The 23,117-nt window shown below is 60.5% G+C and carries 24 protein-coding genes and 1 riboswitch; of the genes, 19 read left to right on the top strand and 5 right to left on the bottom strand.

Going from position 1 to position 23,117, the window contains the following annotated elements:
• Positions 1-50 precede the first annotated feature (50 nt).
• Entirely contained in the window at positions 51-1,235 is a 1,185-nt protein-coding gene (locus G5287_RS02175; RefSeq protein ID WP_421230721.1) for an FIST signal transduction protein, read from the top strand.
• A 17-nt stretch (positions 1,236-1,252) separates the two neighbouring features.
• The gene (locus tag G5287_RS02170; RefSeq protein WP_421207948.1) at positions 1,253-3,349 is read left to right on the top strand and encodes an ATP-binding protein; all 2,097 of its coding nucleotides are present in this window, start codon (positions 1,253-1,255) and stop codon (positions 3,347-3,349) included.
• A gap of 249 nt (positions 3,350-3,598) precedes the next feature.
• Here the strand turns inward: G5287_RS02170 and G5287_RS02165 are convergent, their stop codons facing one another.
• The 3 genes from G5287_RS02165 to narQ all read right to left on the bottom strand — a co-directional run bounded on the left by G5287_RS02165 (position 3,599) and on the right by narQ (position 6,628).
• Positions 3,599-4,174, bottom strand: coding sequence for an LON peptidase substrate-binding domain-containing protein (locus tag G5287_RS02165; RefSeq protein ID WP_201937094.1), 576 nt, complete (start codon positions 4,172-4,174; stop codon positions 3,599-3,601).
• A gap of 103 nt (positions 4,175-4,277) precedes the next feature.
• On the bottom strand, positions 4,278-4,916 hold the full coding sequence (gene narL / locus G5287_RS02160; protein ID WP_005334471.1) for a two-component system response regulator NarL: 639 nt from the start codon (positions 4,914-4,916) through the stop codon (positions 4,278-4,280).
• A complete protein-coding gene (narQ, locus tag G5287_RS02155) occupies positions 4,916-6,628 on the bottom strand; it encodes a nitrate/nitrite two-component system sensor histidine kinase NarQ (RefSeq protein ID WP_201937096.1) in 1,713 nt (570 codons plus the stop codon). The genes narL and narQ overlap by 1 nt, the downstream gene beginning before the upstream one ends.
• Before the next feature lie 78 nt (positions 6,629-6,706).
• Positions 6,707-6,847: riboswitch (molybdenum cofactor riboswitch) on the top strand.
• On the opposite strand from narQ, the gene moaA reads away from it, so the two are divergent.
• The 16 genes from moaA to G5287_RS02075 all read left to right on the top strand — a co-directional run bounded on the left by moaA (position 6,835) and on the right by G5287_RS02075 (position 19,827).
• Positions 6,835-7,830, top strand: a complete 996-nt coding sequence (moaA, locus tag G5287_RS02150) for a GTP 3',8-cyclase MoaA (RefSeq protein WP_421230720.1) — start codon at positions 6,835-6,837, stop codon at positions 7,828-7,830. Its footprint overlaps the riboswitch before it by 13 nt.
• Before the next feature lie 238 nt (positions 7,831-8,068).
• The gene (napF, locus tag G5287_RS02145; RefSeq protein ID WP_139430237.1) at positions 8,069-8,611 is read left to right on the top strand and encodes a ferredoxin-type protein NapF; all 543 of its coding nucleotides are present in this window, start codon (positions 8,069-8,071) and stop codon (positions 8,609-8,611) included.
• A 29-nt stretch (positions 8,612-8,640) separates the two neighbouring features.
• The gene (locus tag G5287_RS02140) at positions 8,641-8,895 is read left to right on the top strand and encodes a chaperone NapD (protein WP_043821129.1); all 255 of its coding nucleotides are present in this window, start codon (positions 8,641-8,643) and stop codon (positions 8,893-8,895) included.
• Positions 8,896-8,996: 101 nt separating this feature from the next.
• On the top strand, positions 8,997-11,486 hold the full coding sequence (gene napA, locus G5287_RS02135; RefSeq protein WP_159157283.1) for a nitrate reductase catalytic subunit NapA: 2,490 nt from the start codon (positions 8,997-8,999) through the stop codon (positions 11,484-11,486).
• Between the two features lie 16 nt (positions 11,487-11,502).
• Complete coding sequence (gene napG / locus G5287_RS02130) at positions 11,503-12,240, top strand: ferredoxin-type protein NapG (protein ID WP_421230719.1); 738 nt, start codon at positions 11,503-11,505, stop codon at positions 12,238-12,240.
• Positions 12,237-13,112 (top strand): quinol dehydrogenase ferredoxin subunit NapH, encoded by an 876-nt coding sequence (gene napH, locus G5287_RS02125; protein ID WP_421230718.1) that lies wholly within the window; start codon positions 12,237-12,239, stop codon positions 13,110-13,112. Before napG ends, napH begins: the two co-directional genes overlap by 4 nt.
• Positions 13,112-13,567, top strand: a complete 456-nt coding sequence (locus G5287_RS02120; protein WP_005334452.1) for a nitrate reductase cytochrome c-type subunit — start codon at positions 13,112-13,114, stop codon at positions 13,565-13,567. Before napH ends, G5287_RS02120 begins: the two co-directional genes overlap by 1 nt.
• A gap of 11 nt (positions 13,568-13,578) precedes the next feature.
• Positions 13,579-14,169 (top strand): cytochrome c3 family protein, encoded by a 591-nt coding sequence (locus G5287_RS02115; protein ID WP_005353459.1) that lies wholly within the window; start codon positions 13,579-13,581, stop codon positions 14,167-14,169.
• 242 nt (positions 14,170-14,411) lie between these two features.
• Positions 14,412-14,918, top strand: a complete 507-nt coding sequence (moaB, locus tag G5287_RS02110; protein WP_005344126.1) for a molybdenum cofactor biosynthesis protein B — start codon at positions 14,412-14,414, stop codon at positions 14,916-14,918.
• Positions 14,919-14,927: 9 nt separating this feature from the next.
• On the top strand, positions 14,928-15,452 hold the full coding sequence (moaC, locus tag G5287_RS02105) for a cyclic pyranopterin monophosphate synthase MoaC (RefSeq protein WP_110302479.1): 525 nt from the start codon (positions 14,928-14,930) through the stop codon (positions 15,450-15,452).
• Positions 15,449-15,694 carry a molybdopterin synthase sulfur carrier subunit gene (gene moaD / locus G5287_RS02100; protein WP_421230717.1) on the top strand — a complete coding sequence of 82 codons (246 nt, stop codon included), beginning with the start codon at positions 15,449-15,451 and terminating at the stop codon, positions 15,692-15,694. The genes moaC and moaD overlap by 4 nt, the downstream gene beginning before the upstream one ends.
• A 101-nt stretch (positions 15,695-15,795) precedes the next feature.
• Positions 15,796-16,269, top strand: a complete 474-nt coding sequence (gene moaE / locus G5287_RS02095) for a molybdopterin synthase catalytic subunit MoaE (protein ID WP_421230716.1) — start codon at positions 15,796-15,798, stop codon at positions 16,267-16,269.
• Between the two features lie 87 nt (positions 16,270-16,356).
• Positions 16,357-17,085: a molybdate ABC transporter substrate-binding protein gene (gene modA / locus G5287_RS02090; protein ID WP_421230715.1), complete on the top strand. Its 729-nt coding sequence runs from the start codon at positions 16,357-16,359 to the stop codon at positions 17,083-17,085.
• A gap of 111 nt (positions 17,086-17,196) precedes the next feature.
• On the top strand, positions 17,197-17,877 hold the full coding sequence (gene modB, locus G5287_RS02085; protein WP_309507037.1) for a molybdate ABC transporter permease subunit: 681 nt from the start codon (positions 17,197-17,199) through the stop codon (positions 17,875-17,877).
• Positions 17,874-18,974, top strand: coding sequence for a molybdenum ABC transporter ATP-binding protein (gene modC / locus G5287_RS02080; RefSeq protein WP_421230714.1), 1,101 nt, complete (start codon positions 17,874-17,876; stop codon positions 18,972-18,974). The genes modB and modC overlap by 4 nt, the downstream gene beginning before the upstream one ends.
• A 76-nt stretch (positions 18,975-19,050) precedes the next feature.
• Positions 19,051-19,827 carry an alpha/beta fold hydrolase gene (locus G5287_RS02075; RefSeq protein ID WP_421230713.1) on the top strand — a complete coding sequence of 259 codons (777 nt, stop codon included), beginning with the start codon at positions 19,051-19,053 and terminating at the stop codon, positions 19,825-19,827.
• Positions 19,828-19,897: 70 nt separating this feature from the next.
• Here G5287_RS02075 and moeB read toward each other — a convergent pair whose 3' ends face one another.
• Positions 19,898-20,653 carry a molybdopterin-synthase adenylyltransferase MoeB gene (gene moeB, locus G5287_RS02070; protein ID WP_421230712.1) on the bottom strand — a complete coding sequence of 252 codons (756 nt, stop codon included), beginning with the start codon at positions 20,651-20,653 and terminating at the stop codon, positions 19,898-19,900.
• The gene (moeA, locus tag G5287_RS02065) at positions 20,650-21,876 is read right to left on the bottom strand and encodes a molybdopterin molybdotransferase MoeA (protein WP_421172025.1); all 1,227 of its coding nucleotides are present in this window, start codon (positions 21,874-21,876) and stop codon (positions 20,650-20,652) included. The genes moeB and moeA overlap by 4 nt, the downstream gene beginning before the upstream one ends.
• Before the next feature lie 309 nt (positions 21,877-22,185).
• On the opposite strand from moeA, the gene folE reads away from it, so the two are divergent.
• Complete coding sequence (gene folE / locus G5287_RS02060; protein ID WP_005344140.1) at positions 22,186-22,842, top strand: GTP cyclohydrolase I FolE; 657 nt, start codon at positions 22,186-22,188, stop codon at positions 22,840-22,842.
• The last annotated feature ends 275 nt before the right edge of the window (positions 22,843-23,117 follow it).

The raw sequence follows: 23,117 nt of genomic DNA, 5'->3' as shown, positions 1-23,117 counted from the left end.
TGATAAAGGTATGATTTTTGCTTGAGGCTGCCATTCGATAAAACAAGGAGATGGTGTTGAAATTTCTGACCGTTCACTCCCTCGCCCAGAATTCATCGCTGGCGGCCCAAGATATCTGCGCGCAGCTGCGCCACCATGCCGATCAGGCCCCCTCCCTGCTGTTGCTCTATTTTACCCAAGCCCATGAGGGGGCGATACTGCGCGACGCGCTCAAATGCCAGTTCCCGACGACCCGCCTGCTTGGGTGCAGCTCTTGCGGTGGTGTCATGACCGAGATGGGACACCACGCCCGAGACGGATATGGGCTGGCGGTTGCTGCTCTGTACGATGAGAAAGGGGCATTCGGGGTAGCCGGTGCCAGCGGTGACGGGGTGGATGTGCGGCAGTTGCTGCGCCGAGCCATGAGCGACTGTGGTCGACCGGGCGAGCTGCCCCAGCTGATCCTGTTTCATGCCAGTCCCGGCAAGGAGGAGGGGCTGCTGGCCGGAATCGAGGCAGAACTCGGTGCCTCGGTGCCGGTGGTCGGTGGATCCGCGGCTGATAGCAGCGTCAGCGGTGACTGGCAGCTCTGCTGGGATGAGGCGGTGGCTCAGGATGGCATCGGTCTGGCGGTGCTCTATCCCGATTGCCAGCTGGCTTTTCAGTTTCACTCCGGTTATGTGCCTGCCGAATTCAGTGGTGAGATCACCGCCTGCAACGGGCGGGAGGTACTCACCATCGATCACCAGCCTGCTGCCGAGGTCTATGCCCGCTGGTGCGGTCGCGAGCAGCCCTGGCCGGTGGGGGCGATTTTGCGGGAGACCACGCTCACCCCGCTGGCCCGTCAGGTGGGAGCGCTGGATGGCATTCCTTACTACAAACTCTCCCACCCCGAAGCGGTGACCGAACAGGGCGGGCTGCGGCTCTTTACCGATGTGGTGCAAGGGGAGCGTCTGCTGTTGATGTACAGCAGTCAGGAAGGGTTGTTGCAGCGCAGCCTCAATGCCATGCGTATCGAGCCAGGGTATGGGTTCGACGTGGAATTGCAGCCTATCGGCGCTCTCATCATCTTTTGTGCTGGTTGTCGTTTGGCGCTAGGTGATATGTTGTGCCAATTTGTCGAGCAGAGCCAGGCTCGCCTCGGCAAGATCCCTTTTATCACCCCCTTTACCTTCGGCGAGCAGGGGCGGCTGCCCAATGGCGAGCTGGCCCACGGCAACCTGATGGTATCGAGTGTGATCTTTCTGACCGCTTGAGCAGAGCAGGATACAAGATGATTGGCAACAGTGAATTGGAAGCCCTTGGCGACAAACTGCAGGCGACCCTGGTCGATCTTATGCGCTGTCGTGAGCGCGAGGCCAAGTATCGTCATGAATCCCATACCCTGCTGAAAGGGGTGGCTACACTGGCTGATGCCAAAACGCTGGAGCAGGTGCTGGAGAGCCTCATTCAAGTGCTCAAGCCCTTTATTGGATTTGAACATGCGGATGTGGTGGCCTGGAGTGGGGAACAGGGCATCACCCACCTCAGTACCGAGCCGGAACAGTGCGGTCGCAGCTGGTTGATGACCCCGGCCTTTGCTCGTGCCATTGCCGGAGAGACGTTGGTGATCTATGACCCGTTCCAGTTGCCTGAGCTGGCACCGCTGGCGAGCGAGCCGGGCTGGGCCAGCCTGATGCTGACCGGGCTGCAGGCCCCCGGCTTTACCGCCGTTATCCTCTGTCGGCACTCGCTGGCCGGCTCCTTCGATCTGACCAGCAAGGCGGCCATGCAGCGCTGCCGTCCGTTGATTTCACAAGCGCTGGTCAACATTGCCTATCGGGCCCGCTTGCAGGAGCAGGTCGATTTAAAAACTCAGGCCCTGCAGGCCAGTGAACGCCGTTTTCGCAGTTTTGCCGCCATGGCCTCCGACTGGTTCTGGGAGACCGATGCCGAACACCGGCTCAGCTATGCTTCCGAGCCCGGTTACCTTGACGAGATGACCCCGCTGGCAACCCGGCCGACCCTCTATGACTATGTCTGCAACAAGCAGAGTACTGAGTCACAGGCATATCTCGACCTATTGGAGCAGCGTAAACCGGTTCGGGCTGTACGCATGCAGGTTGCGATGCTCGACGGCCCCCGCTGGATGGAGGTGAGTGCCGAACCCTGTTTTGATCATGGGGGGGCTTTTACGGGATATCGCGGTACCGCACGCGATATCAGCCACCAGATCCATCGTGAAGAGGAGCTGGCGCGGGCACGGGACGATGCGGAGGCGGCCAACCGTGCCAAATCCCAGTTTCTTGCCATGATGACCCACGAGATCCGCTCCCCCATGAATGCGGTGCTGGGGATGCTCGACCTGGTGCTACACGCCGAGCTGGCACCCGAGCAGAAGCAGTTGCTACGTCATGCCACCCACTCTGCCAGATTGCTGCAGACCATCATCGACGATGTGCTCGATTTCTCTAAAATCGAGTCCCAGACCCTGGTGTTCCATTGCGAGACCTTGCAACCGATCCAGTTGTGTCAATCCGTGATCGAACCGTTGCAGAACCGTGCCGACGGCAAGGGCATAACACTGAGCTATGGGGTAGATGAAGCTGTCCCTGCCGAGCTGCAGGGAGATCCGGTGCGTCTTACCCAGGTGATGGGCAATCTGCTGGACAACGCCCTCAAATTTACCGAACAGGGAGAGGTCACTCTCCATCTGGGTTGGCAGGATGAGAAGCTGCTGATCTCGGTCTCCGACACCGGGATCGGGATCGCTGATGCGGATCAGGCGCTGCTGTTTGAACCCTTCTCCCAGGTCGACAACTCGGCCACCCGGCGTTTTTCCGGTACCGGCCTCGGTCTTGCCATCAGCAAGCGTCTGGTGACGCTTATGGGGGGAGAGATCCACCTGAAGAGCGAGCCGGGCAAGGGAAGCTGTTTCTGGTTCGAACTGCCCGGCATGGCGCTACCCTGCCATAGCCAGCCGCAGCGGGAGGAGGGGGCTTCGGCACTGTTGCCACTGGATGTGCTGGTGGTGGAGGACAGCCCGGTGAATCAGCTGGTGGTGTCGCTGATGCTGCAAAAACTGGTGGGCAAGGTTCGGCTGGCTGCCAATGGTCTGGAAGCGCTGGCGCAGGTGGATGAGCAGCTCCCGGATCTGATCCTGATGGATATGCGGATGCCCCTGATGGACGGACTGGAAGCGACCCGACGCTTGCGTGAGTTGGGATGCACCATGCCTATCGTCGCCCTGACGGCCAATGCGATGGCGGAGGACAAGGCGTGCTGTCTGGCGCAGGGGATGGATGACTTTCTCGCCAAGCCTATCACCTTGTCACGGTTGAGAGAGTGTTTGCAGCGTCACTTTGGTCAGCGGTTGCCGACGCGCGGATAAAAAAAATGGTCAACTTTGTGGGTTGACCAGTTCTTCAGCAAATACTGAAGAGAGCACGGGATAAATCGGGTTGTATCAATCTATATGAAAAATCTGTGCCAACTTTTTTAGGACTCTTTTGTGTTCAATTTTGGCCGTTTAGCGCAGCGGCTCTCTCTTGTTATGGCGTTTTGCGTTCCTACTTACTCGCAAAATGCGAATTTCACATTTTCATTGTTGGAATAATTGCATTTTGCAACGCTGTTTTTGTCATTGTGAAATCAGGCGATGCAGAAATTTACGGGCCGCTTCGCTGTTTTGTTTGGCAATCAGCATCTGCTTTTCATAAATCGGCATCGGCAATATCTCGAGCCAGCGCTGGCAGAGCCAGGCGGCATCTTCAAAGCGCTTGTCCGGATAGAGCTCATCAAGCTCCGGATACTGCTCGAACACTTCCCGCAGGCGATTGACCAGCAGCTTGTCGTTGAAATCTGAGTGGGTGCTCGGCCAGTTGGGCAGCATCTCCACCTTGGCCCGGCGCAGGCCCATCTCGTCTGTTTCCATCTCGTGGATGCAGAAGCGCTCCAGTCCCAGCACCGTCACTCCCAGCAGGCCATCATTAAGGCTGTAGAAGTCAGTCACCTTGACCCGGGTGCCCACCGGCAGAATGCGGCCGGATTGTCCCGAGGTGGTCGACTCTTCCATCACGATGCCAAAGCCCTGATCGTTGATGAATGACTCCTTGAGCATCTGCAGGTGGCGTGGCTCGAACAGACGCAGAGGAAGCTTGCCGCCCGGCAGTATGTGGGAAGGCAAGGGGAACAGTGCCAAAGGTTGTAGTTTCATGTTCCATCCTCCATTGAGTAGTTGCTGAATATGACAATGCAGCGACTGTGCCAGAGAATGAAAAAAGCCACCGGAGGGTGGCTTTTCGGGCGGTTGAGGGCGCTTAGTTGCGCTGCTCCAGATACATGACAGCCGCTTCCACGCGGCTTTGCGCCTCGAGTTTCTTCAGCAGGCTCTTCACGTGAACCTTGACCGTTCCCTCGGAGATATGGAGTACCGAGGCGACCTGTTTGTTGGAGAGGCCTTTTGCAATTTCGCGCAGGATTTGCATTTCGCGACGCGTTAAGCTTTCCAGCTTCTGCTGCAGGTGATCCAGCTCGTAGATGTTTTCGAGATAGGGGCGCAGCGGTTCGCTCAGGATCTGCTTGCCGGTCATCACGTCGGCCAGCTGGGCCAGCAGCAGATCAGGCTCGGTATCCTTGAGCAGGTAGCCGTCGGCACCGGCCTTGAGCAAAGCCACCACATCCTGACGGGCATCGGAGACGGTGAGGATCACTACCCGGGAGGTGATCTCCTCGGCGCGCAGCGCCTTGAGGGTATCGAGGCCGGAGAGCCCCTTCATGTTGAGATCGAGCAGGATCAGATCCGGCTCGGACTCTTTGGCCAGCGCCACGGCATCTGTGCCGTTGGAGGCTTCACCGGTCACCTCCATGTTCTCTTCCAGAGCCAGCAGCTGCACAATCCCTTTGCGCATGAGGGGATGGTCATCTACGACCAGAACTGTGTATTTCATCTCGTCCATCAGGCGTCTCTCGTTAGACTGGTGGGAAAGGTCAGATGCACGCAGGTGCCTTGTGGTTGCTGCTCGTTGATGGTCAGCAGACCGTGCAGTTTGCTGGCGCGCTCGTTCATGATGCTCAACCCGTAATGGTTGATCGCCGAGCTGGCGAGTCCGATCCCGACACCGTCATCTGAAATCTGAACCTCAATGTTACCACTGGCGAGGGTCTCACAGCTAACATCAATCACTTGCGCGTTGGCATGTTTGATGGCATTGAGCACTGCCTCACGGATCAACTGCAAAATGTGGATATGCTGGCCCGCCTCCAAGTCGTTGTCGGCCAGTCCGTAATGGAACCGGATTTCGGCCTGGGTCTGAGGCTGCAGTTGATCAAGCATGACGCGGATCGCTTCCCCCAGATTGGCATCGCCAATGGTGAGACGGAAGGTACCGAGCAGTTCGCGCAACTGGGTATAGGCATTGCTAAGCCCCTCGTCGATCTGCTGCATCGCCTCCTGCGCCTTGTCATGCTGCCCCTTGGCGTAAGAGCGCTTGAGCAGGGTGGACTGGATCTTGAGATAGGAGAGGGCTTGCGCCAGCGAGTCGTGCAGCTCGCGGGCGATCACCGCCCGCTCCTCCATCAGCAGCAGTCGCTGCTGTTGCAGCAGGGTCTGGTCTTTGTGCAGCACCTGAGCCAGCAGCATGGTGAAGTTTTTAATCAACCGCTCATCGATGGGGTGCTGGCTGATGATGTCGAGGCGGCCGAACTCCTGCTCATCCATCTGCAGATAAAAGCTGGCGACCGCATCGAGATCGCCGGGCCAGCCGGTGCGTCCCGAGATGTAGACCGGCATGGCGTTGTGTTCGAAGCGGGTCAGCCGGATATGGTCGATATGCTGGTGGGCGGCGGCGCGGTCCAGCAGTTTGATGAGGGTACGGGTACTGAGCGGGGCGGCGTGCAGCTTCTGGGCGGTCGAGTAGAGAAACGAGAGGGTGTCGTTGGCCTGTTGCAGCTTGGCGGTTTTCTCTTCCACCTTGTTTTCCAGCTCCCGATAGAGTTTGCCCAGCTCATCGGCCATGGTGACGAAGGCGCGCGATAGCTCCCCCAGTTCGTTTTCGCCGTGGGCGGGCAGCTTAAGATCGAAATCCTGCCGCTGGATCTGGCGGGCACAGTAGACCAGCTGGTTGAGGGGGGCGACCACCTGCTGACGGGTGAAGCGCACCGTGAACCAGGCGATGGTGATGATGGCCAGCAGGCCGAGCCCCTCCGCCAGTGCCAGCATCCGCACCTTGAATTCCACGTGGTACTGCATCTGATTGACGAAATTGTCGATGGCCGCCACAAACTGCTCGGTGTTATCGGTGTACCGTCTGGGGGTACGATCCTCGATGTGCTGGCGCATCACCTGCCACTGGCCGAGCACCTCGCCATAGGTGCGACGCAGGGAGGCAGGAGTGATCCAGCGCTGGGTCTCCTGCAGCTCTTCGGCGTGCAGGGTCTCTTCAAACTGGGAGAGGCGCCCCAGCACGCTGTCGCCCCGCTCGATTTCGTAGGCCATCCGGTAGGCCTGCATCCGCAGCGAACCGGAGAGGTTGATCGCCTTGGCATCGGGTACCGAGTAGAAGAGGGTGACCATGGCGACCAGCGCGATCAGGCTGGCCATGAAGAGGATCAACACCATGGCGCGGCCAATGGCACTGCTGACCGAATGGACCCTGAACCGTTTTCCCATACTGATGCGCACCTCTGAATAGTGATAAGGACCCCGCAAGATGCGTGGGAGTGTACTCCAACTTGTGTTAGCATCGAAAAACTAGATGAACTCCGAGCGGTTTTGCCTAAGTCCTAGCGATAGGGGAAAACCAGCCGTCAGCCGACGTTCGAGCTGTAAGGGTCAGGAAAGAAATGCCCTGGCCTCCCGTATTTGGAAAGGTGTTTATGTTGCCACTTGAAGATGGTTTTTCCCGTCGTTTTTACTATTTGCGTCTGTCAGTGACCGATGTGTGCAATTTCCGTTGCACCTATTGCCTGCCTGACGGTTATCGTCCCCCCGAAGGTCACAAAGCGGGGCGTCAACCCTTTCTCTCGATTGACGAGATCCGCCGCGTGGTCAGCGGTTTTGCCGCCATGGGTACTCGCAAGGTGCGCATCACGGGGGGCGAGCCCTCCCTGCGCCGCGATTTCACCGAGATCGTCAAGGTGATTGCCACCACCCCGGGTATCGAGAAGGTCGCCATGACTACCAACGGCTATCGCCTGAAGGAGCGGGCCCAGGAGTGGTTTGATGCCGGACTCAACGCGCTGAATGTCAGTGTCGACAGTCTCGACCCGCGCCAGTTTCATCAGATCACCGGTGAGAACAAGCTGGCCGAGGTGATGGAGGGGATCGAAGCAGCACTGGCCGCCGGTTTCAAATCGGTGAAGATCAATGCTGTGCTGCTCAAGGGGCTCAACGACTGCCAGCTTGATGCCTTTCTGGGCTGGATCAGGCACAAGCCCATCGAGCTGCGCTTTATCGAGCTGATGCAGACCGGCGAGATGGATACCCTGTTTCGTGACCACCATGTCAGCGGGGAGCAGATCAAACAGCGCTTGCTGGAGAGCGGCTGGGTGCAGCAGTTGCGGGGCACGGATGACGGTCCGGCGCAGGTATTCATGCATCCGGAATCGCAGGGTGGAGTGGGGCTCATCATGCCCTACAGCAAGGATTTCTGTGCCGGTTGCAACCGGCTGCGGGTCTCCTCGCTGGGGAAGCTGCATCTGTGCCTGTTTGGCGACAACGGCATCGACCTGCGGGATCTGCTCGGCGCAGATGGGCAATCTGATGAGCTGCAACAGCGCATTCGCGCGGCACTGGCGGGCAAGAGTGCCACCCATCGTCTCCATGAGGGCAATGCCGGTATCACCCCTCATCTCGCCTCGATCGGCGGATAACCGCAAAAATCGCCAACGATTAAATAGCAATCCTCACATGGAGGTATTTTAACCGATACCTCCTTTTTTATTGCGCTGCAAGGCTTTGATCTGGCGCAAGAATCCCCCCTGTTTATCTCCCTGGTGGTATATCCCTTACCTTGTCAGGGCCGCAATATACACCCACTCTTATAATTGGTATCAAGAATGCCAATCATGGACTCGCACTGTCCCCTTTTTCACCAGAACAGGAGTCAACATGCCGGATGAGATCGATCTTGCCCGCCGCGGCCTGTTCCGGGGGCGGCTGAGAACCGCCGAACCGCCGGTGCAGTTGCCCTGGTCAGTCAACTGGTCGGCATTTGTCGCCGACTGTACCCGCTGCGGGGACTGTCTGGCCGCCTGTCCGGAGCAGATCCTGGTGAATGGCGAGGGCGGTTTTCCGGTGGTCGATTTCCAGCGTGGCGAATGCACCTTCTGCACCGAGTGCGTCACGGTCTGCAAGGTGCCGCTGTTTCGCCCGACCAGCGAGTCCCCCTGGCACTACAAGGCCCATATCGAGGCCAACTGTCTGGCCAATGGTCAGGTGTTTTGCCAGCGCTGTCAGGACAGCTGCGAGCCCAATGCCATTCGCTTTATTCCGGTGCTGGGGCGTGTGCCCACCCCGACGGTCGAGCCGGATCGCTGTAATGGCTGCGGCGCCTGCGTGCAGGATTGTCCGGTTGGCAGCATCAAGGTCGACGGGCGAGCCGCCCCATCCGGTGGTGCGAGCCAGCCCACCCTCAAGCAGGAGTCAGAATGAGTCAGAAGCCGTGTGACACAGAAGCCACAATGGATAAGGAGTTCCATGTATCGAGTCTGGTGGTGCTGACCCAGCCCCCTTTGCGCCATCAGCTCGCCGAGCAGATTGGCGCCCTTGAAGGGGCCGAGATCCACGCCGTCAGTGACGAGGGCAAGCTGGTCGTGACCCTGGAAGGTCCGAGCCAGCGGCCGATCATGGCGGCCATTGATGCGATACAGGCGATGCCGGGTGTGCTCTCTGCCGCCCTGATTTACCACCAGTTCGATGAACTGGGCGGTCACTGAAAAGAGTGATGGGATGCCGGGCGTGCCCTCTGCCGCTGATGGCTGGCTCCCGTTCGACAGATTCGACAACTATTACGCGATAAGCAATGTGAGGATATGCCATGAAGCTGAGTCGACGCGACTTTATGAAGGCCAACGCGGTGGCAGCTGCCGCTGCCGTGGCCGGTGTCAGTGCCCCCACGCTGGCAGCCAATCTCATCACCAGTACCGACAAGACTGCCATCCATTGGGATAAGGCTCCCTGCCGCTTCTGCGGTACCGGCTGCTCCGTGCTGGTGGGCTCTCAGGATGGTCGGGTCGTGGCGACTCAGGGCGACCCCGATGCGCCGGTCAACCGTGGCCTCAACTGCATCAAGGGCTACTTCCTCTCCAAGATCATGTACGGCCAGGATCGCCTGACCCAGCCGATGCTGCGGATGAAGAACGGCCAGTTCGACAAGGATGGCGACTTCGCCCCCATCAGCTGGGATCAGGCGTTCGACATCATGGCCGAGAAGTTCAAGGCGACCCTGAAAGAGAAGGGGCCGACCGCCGTCGGCATGTTCGGCTCCGGCCAGTGGACCGTCTGGGAAGGCTATGCTGCCGCCAAGCTGATGAAGGCCGGTTTCCGCTCCAACAACATCGACCCTAATGCCCGCCACTGCATGGCCTCTGCGGTCGTCGGCTTTATGCGTACTTTCGGTATGGATGAGCCGATGGGCTGCTATGACGATATCGAGCAGGCCGATGCGTTCGTGCTGTGGGGCTCTAACATGGCCGAGATGCACCCCATCCTCTGGTCGCGGATGTCCGATCGCCGTCTCTCCAACCCGGATGTGCAGGTGCACGTGCTCTCGACCTTCGAGCACCGCAGCTTCGAGCTGGCGGACAACGGCATGGTGTTCACCCCGCAGACCGATCTGGCGATCCTCAACTATGTTGCCAACTACATCATCCAGAACGACAAGGTGAACTGGGACTTCGTCAACAAGCACACCGTGTTCAAGAAGGGGGTCACCGATATCGGTTACGGCCTGCGCCCGACCGATCCGCTGCAGCAGAAAGCGAAGAACCCGGACAGCGGCGATGCCACGCCGATGACCTTCGAGGAGTTTGCCAAGTTCGTGGCGGATTACGATGTGGAGTCGGTCTCCAAGCTCTCCGGCGTCTCCAAAGAGAAGCTGGAAAAGCTGGCCAAGCTCTATGCCGATCCGGGCAAGAAGGTGGTCTCTTACTGGACCATGGGCTTCAACCAGCATACCCGTGGCGTCTGGGCCAACAACCTCTGCTACAACATCCACCTGCTGACCGGCAAGATCTCCGAGCCGGGTAATGGTCCTTTCTCACTGACCGGCCAGCCCTCTGCCTGTGGCACCGCGCGTGAAGTGGGTACCTTTGCCCACCGTCTGCCTGCCGACATGGTGGTGACCGAGCCCAAACACCGCGCCATTGCCGAGCAGATCTGGAAACTGCCGGAAGGGACCATTCCCGACAAGGTGGGTTTCCACGCTGTGCTGCAGGATCGCATGCTCAAGGACGGCAAGCTCAACGCCTACTGGGTGATGTGTAACAACAACATGCAGGCCGGCCCCAACATGAATACCGATCGCCTGCCTGGCTATCGCGATCCGCGCAACTTTATCGTGGTCTCCGACCCGTACCCGACCGTCACTGCCCAGGCAGCGGACCTCATCCTGCCCACCGCCATGTGGGTGGAGAAAGAGGGGGCCTATGGCAACGCCGAGCGCCGCACCCAGTTCTGGCACCAGCAGGTAAAAGCGCCGGAAGGGGCCAAGTCCGACTTGTGGCAGTTGATGGAGTTCTCCAAGCGCTTCAAAGTCGAGGAAGTGTGGCCGGCTGAGCTGATTGCCAAGATGCCGGAAGTAAAGGGCAAAACCCTGTTTGACGTGCTCTATGCCAACGGTCAGGTCAACCAGTTCCCGAAAGAGCAGAGCAAGGGGATGCTGAACGACGAAGCCGAGCACTTCGGTTTCTACGTCCAGAAGGGCTTGTTCGAGGAGTACGCCACCTTCGGTCGTGGCCACGGTCACGATCTGGCACCGTTCGATCAGTACCACGAAGCCCGTGGTCTGCGCTGGCCTGTGGTAGATGGCAAAGAGACCCTGTGGCGCTATCGCGAAGGGTTCGACCCCTATGTGAAAGCGGGCGAGGGGGTACGTTTTTATGGCAAGCCCGATGGCAAGGCGGTCATCTTCGCCCTGCCGTTCGAGCCCGCCGCCGAGTCGCCCGATAAAGAGTACGATCTGTGGCTCTCCACCGGCCGCGTGCTGGAGCACTGGCACACCGGCACCATGACCCGTCGGGTGCCCGAGCTTTATCGCGCCTTCCCGGATGCGGTGCTCTTCATGCACCCGGACGATGCCAAGGCTCGCGGCGTGCGCCGTGGTGAAGAGGTGATCGTCTCTTCCCGCCGTGGCGAGGTGAAGACCCGTGTCGAGACCCGTGGTCGCAACCGTCCGCCGAAAGGACTGGTCTTCATGCCCTTCTTTGATGCCAGCCAGCTGGTCAACAAGCTGACCCTGGACGCCACCGATCCGCTCTCGAAAGAGACCGATTACAAGAAGTGCGCCGTCAAGGTGATGAAGGCTTAAGGCGGGGGAGTACGAGATGAGTCGTAGTCGTCGCCAGTTTCTGGCCGACATGGCCAAGGGGGCCTGCGGTGTGGGCCTGCTTGGCGCGGGGCTCGGTGGCGTGGCCCGCCAGCAGGCGCAAGCTGTGCCTGCCCAGGCGCTGCGTCCGCCCGCCTCTCTCGATGAAGCAGAGTTCCTCAGCGCCTGCGTGCGCTGTGGGCTCTGCGTTGAGGCGTGCCCCTACGACACCCTCAAGCTCGCCCGGCTGTTTGACCCTGTGACCACCGGCACCCCCTATTTCAAGGCGCGTGCCGTGCCCTGCGAGATGTGTGATGACATCCCTTGTGTGGCGGCCTGTCCGAGCGGGGCGCTGGATCAGCAGATGACCGACATCGATCAGGCCCGGATGGGGGTGGCAGTGCTCATCGATCACGAGACCTGCCTCAACTATCTGGGTTTGCGTTGCGATGTCTGTTATCGGGTCTGCCCGCTGATTGACAAGGCGATCACTCTTGAGCTGCAGCATAACCAGCGCACCGGCAAGCACGCCATGTTCCTGCCCACGGTACACAGCGATGTCTGTACCGGCTGTGGCAAGTGCGAGCATGCCTGCGTGCTGGAAGAAGCGGCCATCAAGGTGGTGCCACGCCAGCTTGCCAAAGGTGAGCTGGGTCATCACTACCGGCTCGGCTGGGAAGAGAAGGCCAAGGCGGGGAACAAGTCGCTCATCGGCGACAGGCTCACCCTGCCCACCCGCAAACCGGAGGGGTTATGAGTCGTTATCCGGGGGAAGAGGCTCGCATCAAGCTGGGGTGGTGGCGTTCCCACCGCTTCCTGTTGCTGCGTCGGCTGAGCCAGTTCAGCGTGCTCGGGCTGTTTTTGCTGGGGCCGCTGGCGGGCATCTGGATCCTCAAGGGCAACCTCTCCAGCTCCCTGTTGCTGGAGACGGTGCCGCTGACCGATCCCCTCACGCTGTTGCAGTCGCTGGCGGCGGGTCACTGGCCCATCACCACTCTCTGGCTGGGGGCTGCCATTGTGCTGGCCGGTTACTGGCTGGTCGGGGGGAGGGTGTTCTGCTCCTGGGTCTGTCCGGTCAACCTCATCACGGATGCCGCAGCTTGGCTCAGGGGGCGACTTGGCCTCAAGGGCAATGGCCAGTTCAGCCGTGCGACCCGCTACTGGCTGCTGGCCATGGTGCTGGTGGTGCCAGCGGTGGTCGGGGTGATGGCGTGGGAGTTGGTCAATCCGGTGTCGCTGGCCATGCGCGGCCTGCTGTTTGGCATGGGGGCGGGCTGGGCCCTGCTTGCGGCGCTGTTCCTGTTCGATCTTTTAGTGGTTGAGCGGGGCTGGTGTGGTCATCTCTGTCCGGTGGGGGCCTTCTATGCCCTGGTCAACCGGGTCGGGTTTATCAAGATTTCTGCCAAGGGGCGCGAGCGGTGCAACAACTGCATGGATTGTTATGCGGTCTGCCCGGAGCGTCACATCCTGCGCGGGCCTGTTCATGGTGCCAAGCGCGGTCACGGGCCCTTGATTGCGGCTCAGGAGTGTACCAACTGTGGCCGCTGCATCGATGTCTGCGCGGAACAAGTTTTTGAAATCACTGTAGGTTTTGCCGTCAAGGCAGAAAAAACGTCGGAGAACAAATAATGAAAAAGCTGATTGGAGCAATGCTGGCCTGCCTGATGGCGGGATCCTTGATGGCAGCGGCCCCCGAGATCACCAACAGTACCGGTGGCCTCAAGTCCGAGCGTGGCGCCACCGATCTGGTGACCGATGCCACTGCCGCGCCCCTGAAAAACTTCCGCAAGGATGGCGCGCCCTACGATCGCCAGTACATGCATCAGCCGCCGCTGATCCCCCACGACATTCGCAACTATGAGGTGGACACCAAGGTCAACAAGTGCCTGGCTTGCCACAGCTTCAAGAATGCCAGTGCCATGAAGGCCCCCAAGATCAGTCCGACTCACTTCGAGACCCGCGACGGCCTGACCCTGGGTGAAGTGTCGCCGCGTCGCTACTTTTGCCTGCAGTGCCATGTACCGCAAGCGGATGCCAAGCCGCTGGTGGAAAATACCTTTAAACCGGTTGAAGCGCTGAACTGAGGAATCCATAGATGAAATTACCCGGCTTTATCCAGCGTCTGTGGACCACCTTCAAGTCACCATCGAAGGCGGCTCTCTGGGTCATCCTGCTGATGGGCTTCTTCGGTGGCGTGATTTTCTGGGGTGGTTTCAACACCGCCATGGAAGCATCCAACACCGAGGCCTTCTGCACCAGCTGTCACGAGATGAAGGACAACGTGTTCGAGGAGTACCGCGACACCATCCACTACGCTAACCGCTCCGGCGTGCGGGCCAGCTGCCCGGATTGCCACGTACCGCACGAGTGGACCTACAAGATCATCCGCAAGGTGCAGGCCTCCAAGGAGCTGTGGGGCATGATCACCGGCAAGGTGGATACCCGTGAGAAGTTCGAGTCGCACCGGCGCGAGATGGCGGAGCGAGAGTGGCAGCGGATGAAAGAGACCGATTCGCGCGAGTGCCGCAACTGCCACAACTTCGAGTATATGGACTTCTCCCTGCAGGGGCAGCGTGCCGCCAAGATGCACTCTACCAATCTGGCCAGTGGTGAAAGTACCTGCATCGACTGTCACAAGGGGATTGCTCACCAGCTGCCCGACATGACCGGGGTGAAAGGATTCTGATCCTGCGACGACAGGCCGGGTTTGCCCGGCCTGCGTTTTGTTCATATATGGGACAAGCATCAGATTTGTGTGTCTTTTAAATCCCATATCTCGTGAAACCTTTGATAGAATCAGCCCGCCGTCACACGCTTGAGCAAGTTGGTCACCTCTGTCTGCATCAGTTTTTGCGCCCTGACAGCTGGCCTCTCATACCCCTTCTCTTCCTGCCTCGTTGACGGCCCATAGCCACAAGGAGCTGCCCGATGGGACAGAAACACAACGCATTTATTCCCCTCAAGATCGCCGTGCTGACGGTCTCCGACAGCCGCACCGCCGCCGATGACAGCTCGGGCGACTATCTGGTCTCGGCCCTTACCGACGCGGGCCATCAGCTGGCCGATCGGGCGCTCTGCCCCGACAACCTGTTTCGCATCCGCGCGCGGGTGAGCGAGTGGATCGCCGATGAGGGGGTGCAGGTGGTACTGATTAACGGCGGTACCGGCTTCAATGAACAGAACCGGGTACCGGAAGCGGTCGGTGTGCTGTTCGAACGCACCGTACAGGGTTTTGGCGAGATGTTCCGTCAACTCTCTTTTGCCGAGATTAAAGGCTCCGCCATGCAGAGCCGTGCGCTGGCGGGACTCGCCAATCGCACTCTGATCTGCTGTCTGCCCGGCTCCACCGGCGCTTGCCAGCTGGGTTGGGAGCAACTGATCCGCGATCAGCTCGATGCCCGCACCAAGCCGTGCAACTTTGTCTCCCACCTCTGAGAGCAAACGATGAACCAGACCGATCCCAAGCAGACCCAGCCCAACCTGACGCATCTGAACCAGAGCGGCGAAGCCCATATGGTGGATGTGACCGACAAGCAGGTGACCGAGCGCGAAGCCCGTGCCGAAGCGTTTGTTGCCATGGCCCCCGAGACGCTGGCGCTGATCCTGAGCGGCCAGCACCACAAGGGTGACGTGTTCGCCACCGCCCGTATCGCCGGCATCATGGCCGCCAAGAAGACCTCCGATCTTATCCCACTCTGCCATCCGCTGGCCTTGACCAAAGTCGAGGTGGAGATAGTGCCGCTGGCCGAGCAGAATCGGGTGCATATCCGCACCCTCTGCAAGCTCTCCGGCAAGACCGGGGTGGAGATGGAGGCGCTGACGGCGGCATCTGTTGCGGCGCTGACCATCTACGACATGTGCAAGGCGGTGCAAAAAGACATGGTGATCGAACAGGTGCGGCTGGTAGAGAAAAAGGGCGGCAAGTCCGGCCATTTTCAGCTGGGGTCAAATAGCGGGGAGCAAGCATGATCAAGGTACTATTTTTTGCGCAAGTAAGAGAGCTGGTGGCCTGCGATGAGCTGAGCCTGCCCTGCGACTATGCCACCGCCGAACAACTGCGCGCAGCGCTCTGTGAGCGCGGCGACAAGTGGGCGCTGGCGCTGGAAGTAGGCAAGCTCTTGGTCGCGGTCAACCAGACCTTGGTGCCCCTCGATACCTCCATCAACGATGGCGATGAGGTGGCCTTCTTCCCGCCGGTGACCGGAGGTTAAGGATGAGCGAGATAATGACCGTGGATCGCACCACTGAGCTGTGCGGTGGTGACGAAGTGGCCTTCTTCACTTTCTCTCCAGTAACGACCGGAGGCTGAGCCATGAACGACGTAGCGATTACAGACCGCATTCTGGTGCAGCGTGAGGATTTCTCGCTGGCGGACGAATATGCCCGCCTCGCCACCCGCGCCGACAGTGGCGCCATCGTCACTTTTGTTGGCAAGGTGCGCGACTTCAATCAGGGGGAGGAGGTGAAGGGGCTGGCCCTCGAGCACTACCCTGGTATGACCGAGAAGGCGCTGGCCGATATCGTGCAGGAGGCCTGCCGCCGCTGGCCGCTGCAGGAGTGTACCCTCATTCATCGTATCGGCGAGCTGTGGCTTGGCGATCAAATCGTGCTGGTGGCGGTGAGCAGTGCCCACCGCGACGCAGCCTTTGATGCCTGCCACTTCATCATGGATTTCTTGAAAACCCGGGCGCCGTTCTGGAAAAAAGAGCTGACCGCCGAGGGTGTGCAACGCTGGGTCGAGGCCAAGGAGAGCGACAACGCCGCCGCTGCCCGCTGGCAAGCCTGACCTGTTCATCACGAGGGGCACAGGTTCAACGGGAACCACGGCCCCGCCAAGGGGCGCGGATGTGCGGGCCCCATCAGGAGAAAGGGAATGAAACCGCTGTTATCTGTTGTCATCGCCGGCGTCTGCGCCGCCACCTTGCATACCGGTGCCGTGCAGGCTGATGAAGTGAAGGTGGCTGTGGCTGCCAACTTCAAGGGAACCATCGAGCGTATTGGCAAGGAGTTTACCGCCAAGACCGGCCACACCCTGGCCATCTCGTCTGCCGCCACCGGAGTGCTCTACACCCAGATCAGTCACGGCGCGCCGTTCGATCTCTTCCTCTCCGCCGATGCGGCGACCCCCGAGAAGCTGGAAAAAGAGGGCAAGGGGAGCGATCGCTTCACCTACGCCATCGGCCAGCTGGGGCTGTGGAAGAAGGGGGGGCCGGCCCCTGACGAGGCGACCCTGCGTAGCTGGAAAGGCAACCTCGCCATCGCCAATGCCCGTACAGCTCCCTATGGTGCTGCCGCCATGGCGACCCTCACCCATCTCAAGATCGATCCCAAGCAGTACCGGTTGCTGACCGGCGCCAACATCGGCCAGACCTGGAAATTTGTCGACACCGGCAATGCCGAGCTGGGCTTTGTCGCCTGGGCCAATCTGGTGGAAGCGGGCAAGACCGGTGAAGCCTGGGCAGTGCCTGCGAGCTTCTATCCCCCCATCGAGCAGCAGGGGCTGGTATTGAAGAAAGGTGCCGCGGTCGAGGCACTGGTGGCCTGGCTCAAGGGGCCGGGTCAGGCGCAGATCAAGGCAGCTGGTTATGCCTTGCCCCAATAAGGGGATGGGCCTGATGCGATACCCTGAGTGGTCGGCCTTCGGGTCGGCCACTCTTTGCAATGAGGATGGAGACCATGCCGTTGGAGGCATTTATCAACCGGGAGGTCGACAATGAGTGAAGGGGATCTGCTGGCGGTCTGGCTCACCCTAAAGCTTGCGGCCAGTACCACAGCGATTTTGCTGTTGCTGGCTCCGCCGCTGGCCTGGTGGCTGTCGCGCAGTCAGAATCGGCTGCGGCCGCTGGTGGAGGCGCTGGTGGCGCTGCCGCTGGTGCTGCCCCCCACAGTGCTGGGTTTTTATCTGCTACTCGCCTTCTCCCCTGAATATGGCTTCGGCGCCTGGTGGCGCGACACCTTTGGTACCCCTCTTGCCTTCAGCTTTCTCGGCCTGCTGTTTGCCTCCATCCTCTATTCGCTGCCGTTCGTAGTGCAGCCGCTCACCTCCGCCTTCGTCAACATGGGCAACAAGGAATTGGAGGCCGCCGCTACTTTGGGGCTCGGCCCGCTGGAGCGCTTCTTCCACATCATCTTGCCGATGACCCTGCCCAGCTTCGTAATGGCGGCGGCCCTCGGCTTTGCCCATACATTGGGGGAGTTTGGCGTGGTGCTGATGATTGGCGGCAATATCCCCGGCGAAACCCAGGTGCTCTCCATCGCCCTGTTTGATCATGTGGAGGCGATGGATTACCGACAAGCCCATTATCTGGCGGGCGGCCTGATGGCCTTCTCGCTGGTGATGCTGGTGCTGGTCTATGGTGTGTTGCAGCGCAGACAGCGGAGAGTGTTTGGATGAACCAGCCCGCCACTATGCCGCCTGTGAACGTGCCGCACCGCCATGCCCTGAACCTCCATGCCCGACGCGAGTTTGGCCCTTTTACCCTCGACTGCGCACTGACCCTCGAACTGGGGGGGATCCTCGGCCTGTTCGGCCCCTCCGGCTGCGGCAAGAGCACCCTGCTGCGCATCATCGCCGGGCTCGATCGCCAAAGCGGGGATCGCTTGCGGTGGCGCGATCGGGAGTATGCTCAACTGCTGCCCGAAGCGCGCCGGATCGGACTGGTATTTCAGGACTCGCGGCTCTTCCCCCATCTGACGGTGCTCGGCAATCTGCAACTGGCGGCCCGCAAGGGGCGAGGGCGCTGGCAGCCCGAAGCGCTGGCGGCTCGGCTCGGTTTTGTCGATCTGCTGGGGCAGCCTGCCCATGCCCTCTCTGGCGGTCAACGCCAGCGGGTAGCGCTGGGGCGGGCGCTGCTGGCCGAGCCTGATCTGCTGCTGCTCGATGAGCCTTTTTCTGCGCTCGATCGGCGCAGCCGCATCCATCAGGCCCATGTGCTCAAGGGCTTGCAGCAGGAGAGCGGTATCCCGATGATCTTCGTCAGCCACGCCATGGAGGAGGTGAGCCTGCTCTGCGATCAGCTGGTGTTGCTGGAAGGTGGCAGGGTGGAGGCGCAAGGTAGGCCGAGCGAGATTTTCGCCCGCACCGATCTCTCGCTCGCAAGCCGTGACGATGCCGGGGTGATGCTGAATGCCACCTTGGCCCACTATGATGACGGCGAGCAGATGGCGACCTTGCAACTCGGTGAGCAGCAGCTGCGGGTCACCATGACCCATGTTCCGGACGAGAGCGGCCCCTTGCAGATCAAGGTGGCGGGGCGCGATGTGGTGATCGCTACCGCCCCCATCGAGCACTCCAGTCTCTCCAACTGTCTCGTCACCCGTCTGCTGGCGGTGCGCGAGGTGCGCCCCGGCCAGACCCTGTTGCAGTTGGAGCTGGGTCAGCAGATACTGCTGGCCCGGATCACCAGCCGCTCCGCCAGGCGGCTGGCGCTGGTGCCGGAGCAGCAGATCTACGCTTATATCAAGGCGGTGAGTCTGGTCAGCGAGGGCTGAGCGGGATATATCTGGTTGAAGCATAAAAAACGAACAACAGGATGGTTCAGCGGATGAGTCGAGAGGCAGTGAACAGATGCGCCGCAATCAGGTGATGAAATCCAACGGTCTTGCCCTGCGCAGTGCGGGGGAGGGCCCTTTGTTGTTGCTGCTGCACGGGCTGGGTTCCTCCAGCCTCGACTGGCAGGCACAGATAGAGCATTTTTCCGAGCACTACCGGGTGGTGGCTCTGGACTTGCGCGGCCACGGCCAGAGCATGCAGGAGGGGCCGTTCGATGTGGCGACCCTGGCAGCCGATGTGGTGAACTGGCTCGACGAGCAGCCGGAGCCCGCTTGGGTTGTCGGATTGTCGCTCGGGGCCATGGTCGCGCTGGAGCTGGCGCTGCAACTGCCCCACAAGGTGCAGGGGCTGGTGCTGGTCAACGGTTTTAGCGAGTTTCTGCTGGAGACCCCCAAAGAGCAGGAGCGTTACGCCCAGCGCCTCAAGTGGCTGCGCTGGTTTGGCATGCGCCCGCTCGCCTGGTGGCTGGGACGCGAGCTCTTCCCGGGCCCGGATCTGGCACAGGTGCGCCACACCTTCCGGCTGCGTTTCGTGCGCAATAAAAAGAAAACCTACAAGGCGCTGCTGGAGGCGTTACCCGGCTGGTCGGTACGGGCCCGGCTCGGCTCCATCTGGCAGCCGGTGGCCATCATTTCCTCCAGTCACGACTACCTGCCGCTGGCCAAACGAGTAGAGCAGTTTGCCGCCTTGCCCAACGCCACCATCCACACCCCCAACGGCCACCACGCCTGGCCTGCGGAAGATCCCTCGGGCTTTAATCACCTGTTGCAAAGGATCCTCACGACCCATTGAGGAAGGGGTTGTTAGGTGCAGGTACCAAAAAGCCGAACCACAGGGTTCGGCTTTTTTGATCCCGTTTGCGTCAAGGGTGGGAGCAGACCGGGCAGTCGGGGCGCTTGGGCAGCTTCATCTCGCGGAAAGTGCCGCTCAGGCCGTCGATCATCAGCAGGCGGCCGCTGTAGCTTTTGCCCATGCCTGCCAAGAGCTTGATAGCTTCAAGCGCTTGCAGGCTGCCCACCAATCCCACCACGGGGGCGAGTACACCGGCTTCGACGCAGGTGAGGGCCTGCTCGCCAAACAGGGCGCTGAGGCAGGCGTAGCAGGGCTCATCTTCCTGCCAGGTGAAGCTGCAGAGCTGCCCCTCCAGCCGGATGGCGGCGCCGCTGACAAGTGGCACGCCATGCTGGCGTGCCTTTTGGTTGAGCAGGTTGCGAATGGCCAGGTTGTCGGTGCAGTCGAGCACCAGCTGATGTCGGGGCAGCTGGGTATCGAGCAGCGCCTCGTCGGCCACGGCAGCGTGGGTCTCCACCTTGAGCCAGGGATTGAGCGCGCGCAGCGACTGGGCGGCAGAGTCTACTTTGTAGTGACCGATGCGCTCATCGTTGTGCAGCACCTGACGCTGCAGGTTGGAGAGCTCCACCTTGTCGAAATCGACCAAGGTGAGTTGGCCAACCCCGGCCACCGCCAGATACTGGCTGGCGGCGCAACCAAGGCCACCGGCGCCGATCACCAGCACCCTGGCCTGCTTGAGCGCCTCCTGCCCCTCGAAATCGAAGGACTTGAGGATGATCTGGCGGTTGTAGCGCAGCAGTTCGGCGTCGCTCAGGATCTCGCTCACAGCAGCAATCCCCCGAATGGCTCCACGGTGACCGTCTCGCCCACGGCGACGCGGCCCCGTTCCCGTTCAAGAACTATGTAGCAGTTGGCTTGCGACAGGGAGCTGAACACGGCGGAGTCCTGCGAGCCGGTGCTGCGCACCTCGATGCCGTTCGGTCCCTGACTCAGGATGCCGCGCTGGAAGTCGAGTCGGCCCGGGCTCTTTTTGAGTGGCTCGGCCGCAATGGCTTGCAGCTGGAGCGGGCGCTCGAAGTGCTGGCCCGCCAGCTTGGCCAGCGCCGGTTGCACCAGCTGATCGAAGGTGACCATGGCGGAGACGGGGTTGCCCGGCAGGCCGAAGAACCAGGCGCGGGGCAGACGGCCAAAAGCAAACGGCTTGCCCGGCTTGATGGCCAGCTTCCAGAAGCCAATCTCGCCGAGCTCGTCCAGCAGTTGTTTGGTGAAGTCCGCTTCCCCCACCGAGACGCCGCCGGTGGTGATGAGTACATCGGCCTCTTCGTCGGCGCGGATAAAGGCGGCGCGCAGCTGGGCGGGATCGTCCGGGATGATGCCAAGGTCGAGGCAGTCGCAGCCCATGCGCGCCAGCATGGCCCGTACGCCATAGCGGTTGGAGTCATAGATATCGCCGTGGGCGAGCGGGGTACCAACCGGTTTGAGCTCATCACCGGTGCTGAAGATGGCCACTTTCAGCGGGCGACGCACCGTGACGGTAGCCACGCCGAGGGAGGCCAGCAGTGGCATTTCGCGCGGGGTGAGGCGAGTACCGGCTGGCAGCACGCAGGCGTCCTTGCCGATATCGCTGCCGGCGCGGCGGATATTCTGGCCCGGTTCGGGTTGTGCCAGAAAAGTGATCCGATCGCCGTCGGCCTGCGTTTCTTCCTGCATCACCACTGCATCCGTACCAGCCGGTACCGGAGCACCTGTCATGATACGCACGCAGTGGCCAGCGGGCCATTCACCCTGATAGGGCTGACCGGCAAACGCTTTGCCCGCCATGATGAGCGGGGTGCCGCTGGCGAGATCCGCAAGGCGTACGGCATAACCGTCCATGGCAGAGTTGTCGAAGGGGGGCACGGCGAGTGGGGAGGCGATATCACAGGCTAGTACCCGGCCAAGGGCATCTGGCAGGGGCAACTGCTCGCTGTCGCAGCAGCAGGCAAGTTGTTCCAGCATCCCTTGCAGGGCATCGCTTAAGGGGAGTAGTCCGCTGGTATCAAATCCCATCGTCATGACCTCTTTCTATGATTGAAGGCGGGATTATCACAAAATTCCCCGGGGATGGGCAGGTTATCTCGAGGGAATCTCGGGGTAATCGGCGCAAAAACGGGGGTAGATGGCCATAAAGTATGAGGTGACGCACAAGTTGACTTGAATCTTGGCGGCAATGGCCGTTTACTATGCCGCCATAACAGATGGCCGTCACATCCTGTGTGGCTACCATTACAGCGATATCGTCGGCCTTGTGCGCCGCCATTACATAATGGGTTGCTCCTTGAGCTGCCCTCACAGTCCCTGAGCGTGGGAGAAAAGACAATGACAACCTTAAGTCCGGAAGCCTTGCTGGTCAGGGCTGCCCTCGAAGCCCAGGGACTGGAAACCCCCCTGGTTGCCAACGAGCTGAACAGTCAGCAGAAGCGGGAGAAGATCGAAGGCCATATGCGCTCCATCATGGAGACACTGGGGCTGGATTTGGCCGATGACAGTCTGGCCGAGACACCGCACCGCATCGCCAAGATGTACGTCAACGAGATCTTCTCCGGCCTCGATTATTCCACCTTCCCCAAGGTGACGGTGATCGAGAACAAGATGCAGGTGGACGAGATGATCATGGTGCGGGACATCAGCCTCACCAGCACCTGCGAACACCACTTCGTCACCATCGACGGGATGGCACATGTGGCCTATATCCCTCGCGGCAAGGTGATTGGCCTGTCGAAGATCAACCGCATCGTGCAGTTCTTCGCCCGCCGTCCCCAGGTGCAGGAGCGGCTGACCCAGCAGATCCTGCTGGCGCTGCAGACCCTGCTCGGCACCAAGGATGTGGCCATCAGCATCAAGGCGACCCACTACTGCGTCAAGGCGCGCGGAGTGATGGATTCGACTTCTTACACCACCACCACCTCCCTCGGCGGGGTGTTCAAGACCCAGCCCGATACCCGGGCCGAATTTCTGGGCGGCCTGCGCGGATAAGATGGCGGTTGTTTTGTAACCGCCTTGCTGAATAAACGAGACGCCAGCTGCCATTGCTGGCGTTTTTCATTGGTTCAGGATGAGAGTGGCGGTCTGCCACTGCTTGGCCCGCGTGGCTTGCCCTATGCAAACGTTATGCATTTTTTCGATTTATTCATCTGAGCGATATATTTAATCGAACACGAAAAAAACCTCGCTTTCACCTTACAAAAAGTAACCGGACAGACTCTTTCCGAACCGCCACGATCCGGTTACTCTAGCGCCCCCTCACGGCT

It is taken from the genome of Aeromonas sp. 603079, from assembly GCF_049172135.1.
In the GTDB taxonomy this organism is placed as follows: Bacteria; Pseudomonadota; Gammaproteobacteria; order Enterobacterales; family Aeromonadaceae; genus Aeromonas; species Aeromonas veronii.
Note: the sequence above shows the minus strand (reverse complement) of the source record. Positions and strands in the feature narration are given on the sequence as shown.

What these genes read in the sequence shown, in the direction of transcription:
- G5287_RS02175 (WP_421230721.1), top strand. Translation starts at nt 51, where the DNA reads ATGGTGTTGAAATTTCTGACCGTTCACTCCCTCGCCCAGAATTCATCG.
- G5287_RS02170 (WP_421207948.1), top strand. Translation starts at nt 1,253, where the DNA reads ATGATTGGCAACAGTGAATTGGAAGCCCTTGGCGACAAACTGCAGGCG.
- G5287_RS02165 (WP_201937094.1), bottom strand. Translation starts at nt 4,174, where the DNA reads ATGAAACTACAACCTTTGGCACTGTTCCCCTTGCCTTCCCACATACTG.
- narL (WP_005334471.1), bottom strand. Translation starts at nt 4,916, where the DNA reads ATGGACGAGATGAAATACACAGTTCTGGTCGTAGATGACCATCCCCTC.
- narQ (WP_201937096.1), bottom strand. Translation starts at nt 6,628, where the DNA reads ATGGGAAAACGGTTCAGGGTCCATTCGGTCAGCAGTGCCATTGGCCGC.
- moaA (WP_421230720.1), top strand. Translation starts at nt 6,835, where the DNA reads ATGTTGCCACTTGAAGATGGTTTTTCCCGTCGTTTTTACTATTTGCGT.
- napF (WP_139430237.1), top strand. Translation starts at nt 8,069, where the DNA reads ATGCCGGATGAGATCGATCTTGCCCGCCGCGGCCTGTTCCGGGGGCGG.
- G5287_RS02140 (WP_043821129.1), top strand. Translation starts at nt 8,641, where the DNA reads ATGGATAAGGAGTTCCATGTATCGAGTCTGGTGGTGCTGACCCAGCCC.
- napA (WP_159157283.1), top strand. Translation starts at nt 8,997, where the DNA reads ATGAAGCTGAGTCGACGCGACTTTATGAAGGCCAACGCGGTGGCAGCT.
- napG (WP_421230719.1), top strand. Translation starts at nt 11,503, where the DNA reads ATGAGTCGTAGTCGTCGCCAGTTTCTGGCCGACATGGCCAAGGGGGCC.
- napH (WP_421230718.1), top strand. Translation starts at nt 12,237, where the DNA reads ATGAGTCGTTATCCGGGGGAAGAGGCTCGCATCAAGCTGGGGTGGTGG.
- G5287_RS02120 (WP_005334452.1), top strand. Translation starts at nt 13,112, where the DNA reads ATGAAAAAGCTGATTGGAGCAATGCTGGCCTGCCTGATGGCGGGATCC.
- G5287_RS02115 (WP_005353459.1), top strand. Translation starts at nt 13,579, where the DNA reads ATGAAATTACCCGGCTTTATCCAGCGTCTGTGGACCACCTTCAAGTCA.
- moaB (WP_005344126.1), top strand. Translation starts at nt 14,412, where the DNA reads ATGGGACAGAAACACAACGCATTTATTCCCCTCAAGATCGCCGTGCTG.
- moaC (WP_110302479.1), top strand. Translation starts at nt 14,928, where the DNA reads ATGAACCAGACCGATCCCAAGCAGACCCAGCCCAACCTGACGCATCTG.
- moaD (WP_421230717.1), top strand. Translation starts at nt 15,449, where the DNA reads ATGATCAAGGTACTATTTTTTGCGCAAGTAAGAGAGCTGGTGGCCTGC.
- moaE (WP_421230716.1), top strand. Translation starts at nt 15,796, where the DNA reads ATGAACGACGTAGCGATTACAGACCGCATTCTGGTGCAGCGTGAGGAT.
- modA (WP_421230715.1), top strand. Translation starts at nt 16,357, where the DNA reads ATGAAACCGCTGTTATCTGTTGTCATCGCCGGCGTCTGCGCCGCCACC.
- modB (WP_309507037.1), top strand. Translation starts at nt 17,197, where the DNA reads ATGAGTGAAGGGGATCTGCTGGCGGTCTGGCTCACCCTAAAGCTTGCG.
- modC (WP_421230714.1), top strand. Translation starts at nt 17,874, where the DNA reads ATGAACCAGCCCGCCACTATGCCGCCTGTGAACGTGCCGCACCGCCAT.
- G5287_RS02075 (WP_421230713.1), top strand. Translation starts at nt 19,051, where the DNA reads ATGCGCCGCAATCAGGTGATGAAATCCAACGGTCTTGCCCTGCGCAGT.
- moeA (WP_421172025.1), bottom strand. Translation starts at nt 21,876, where the DNA reads ATGGGATTTGATACCAGCGGACTACTCCCCTTAAGCGATGCCCTGCAA.
- folE (WP_005344140.1), top strand. Translation starts at nt 22,186, where the DNA reads ATGACAACCTTAAGTCCGGAAGCCTTGCTGGTCAGGGCTGCCCTCGAA.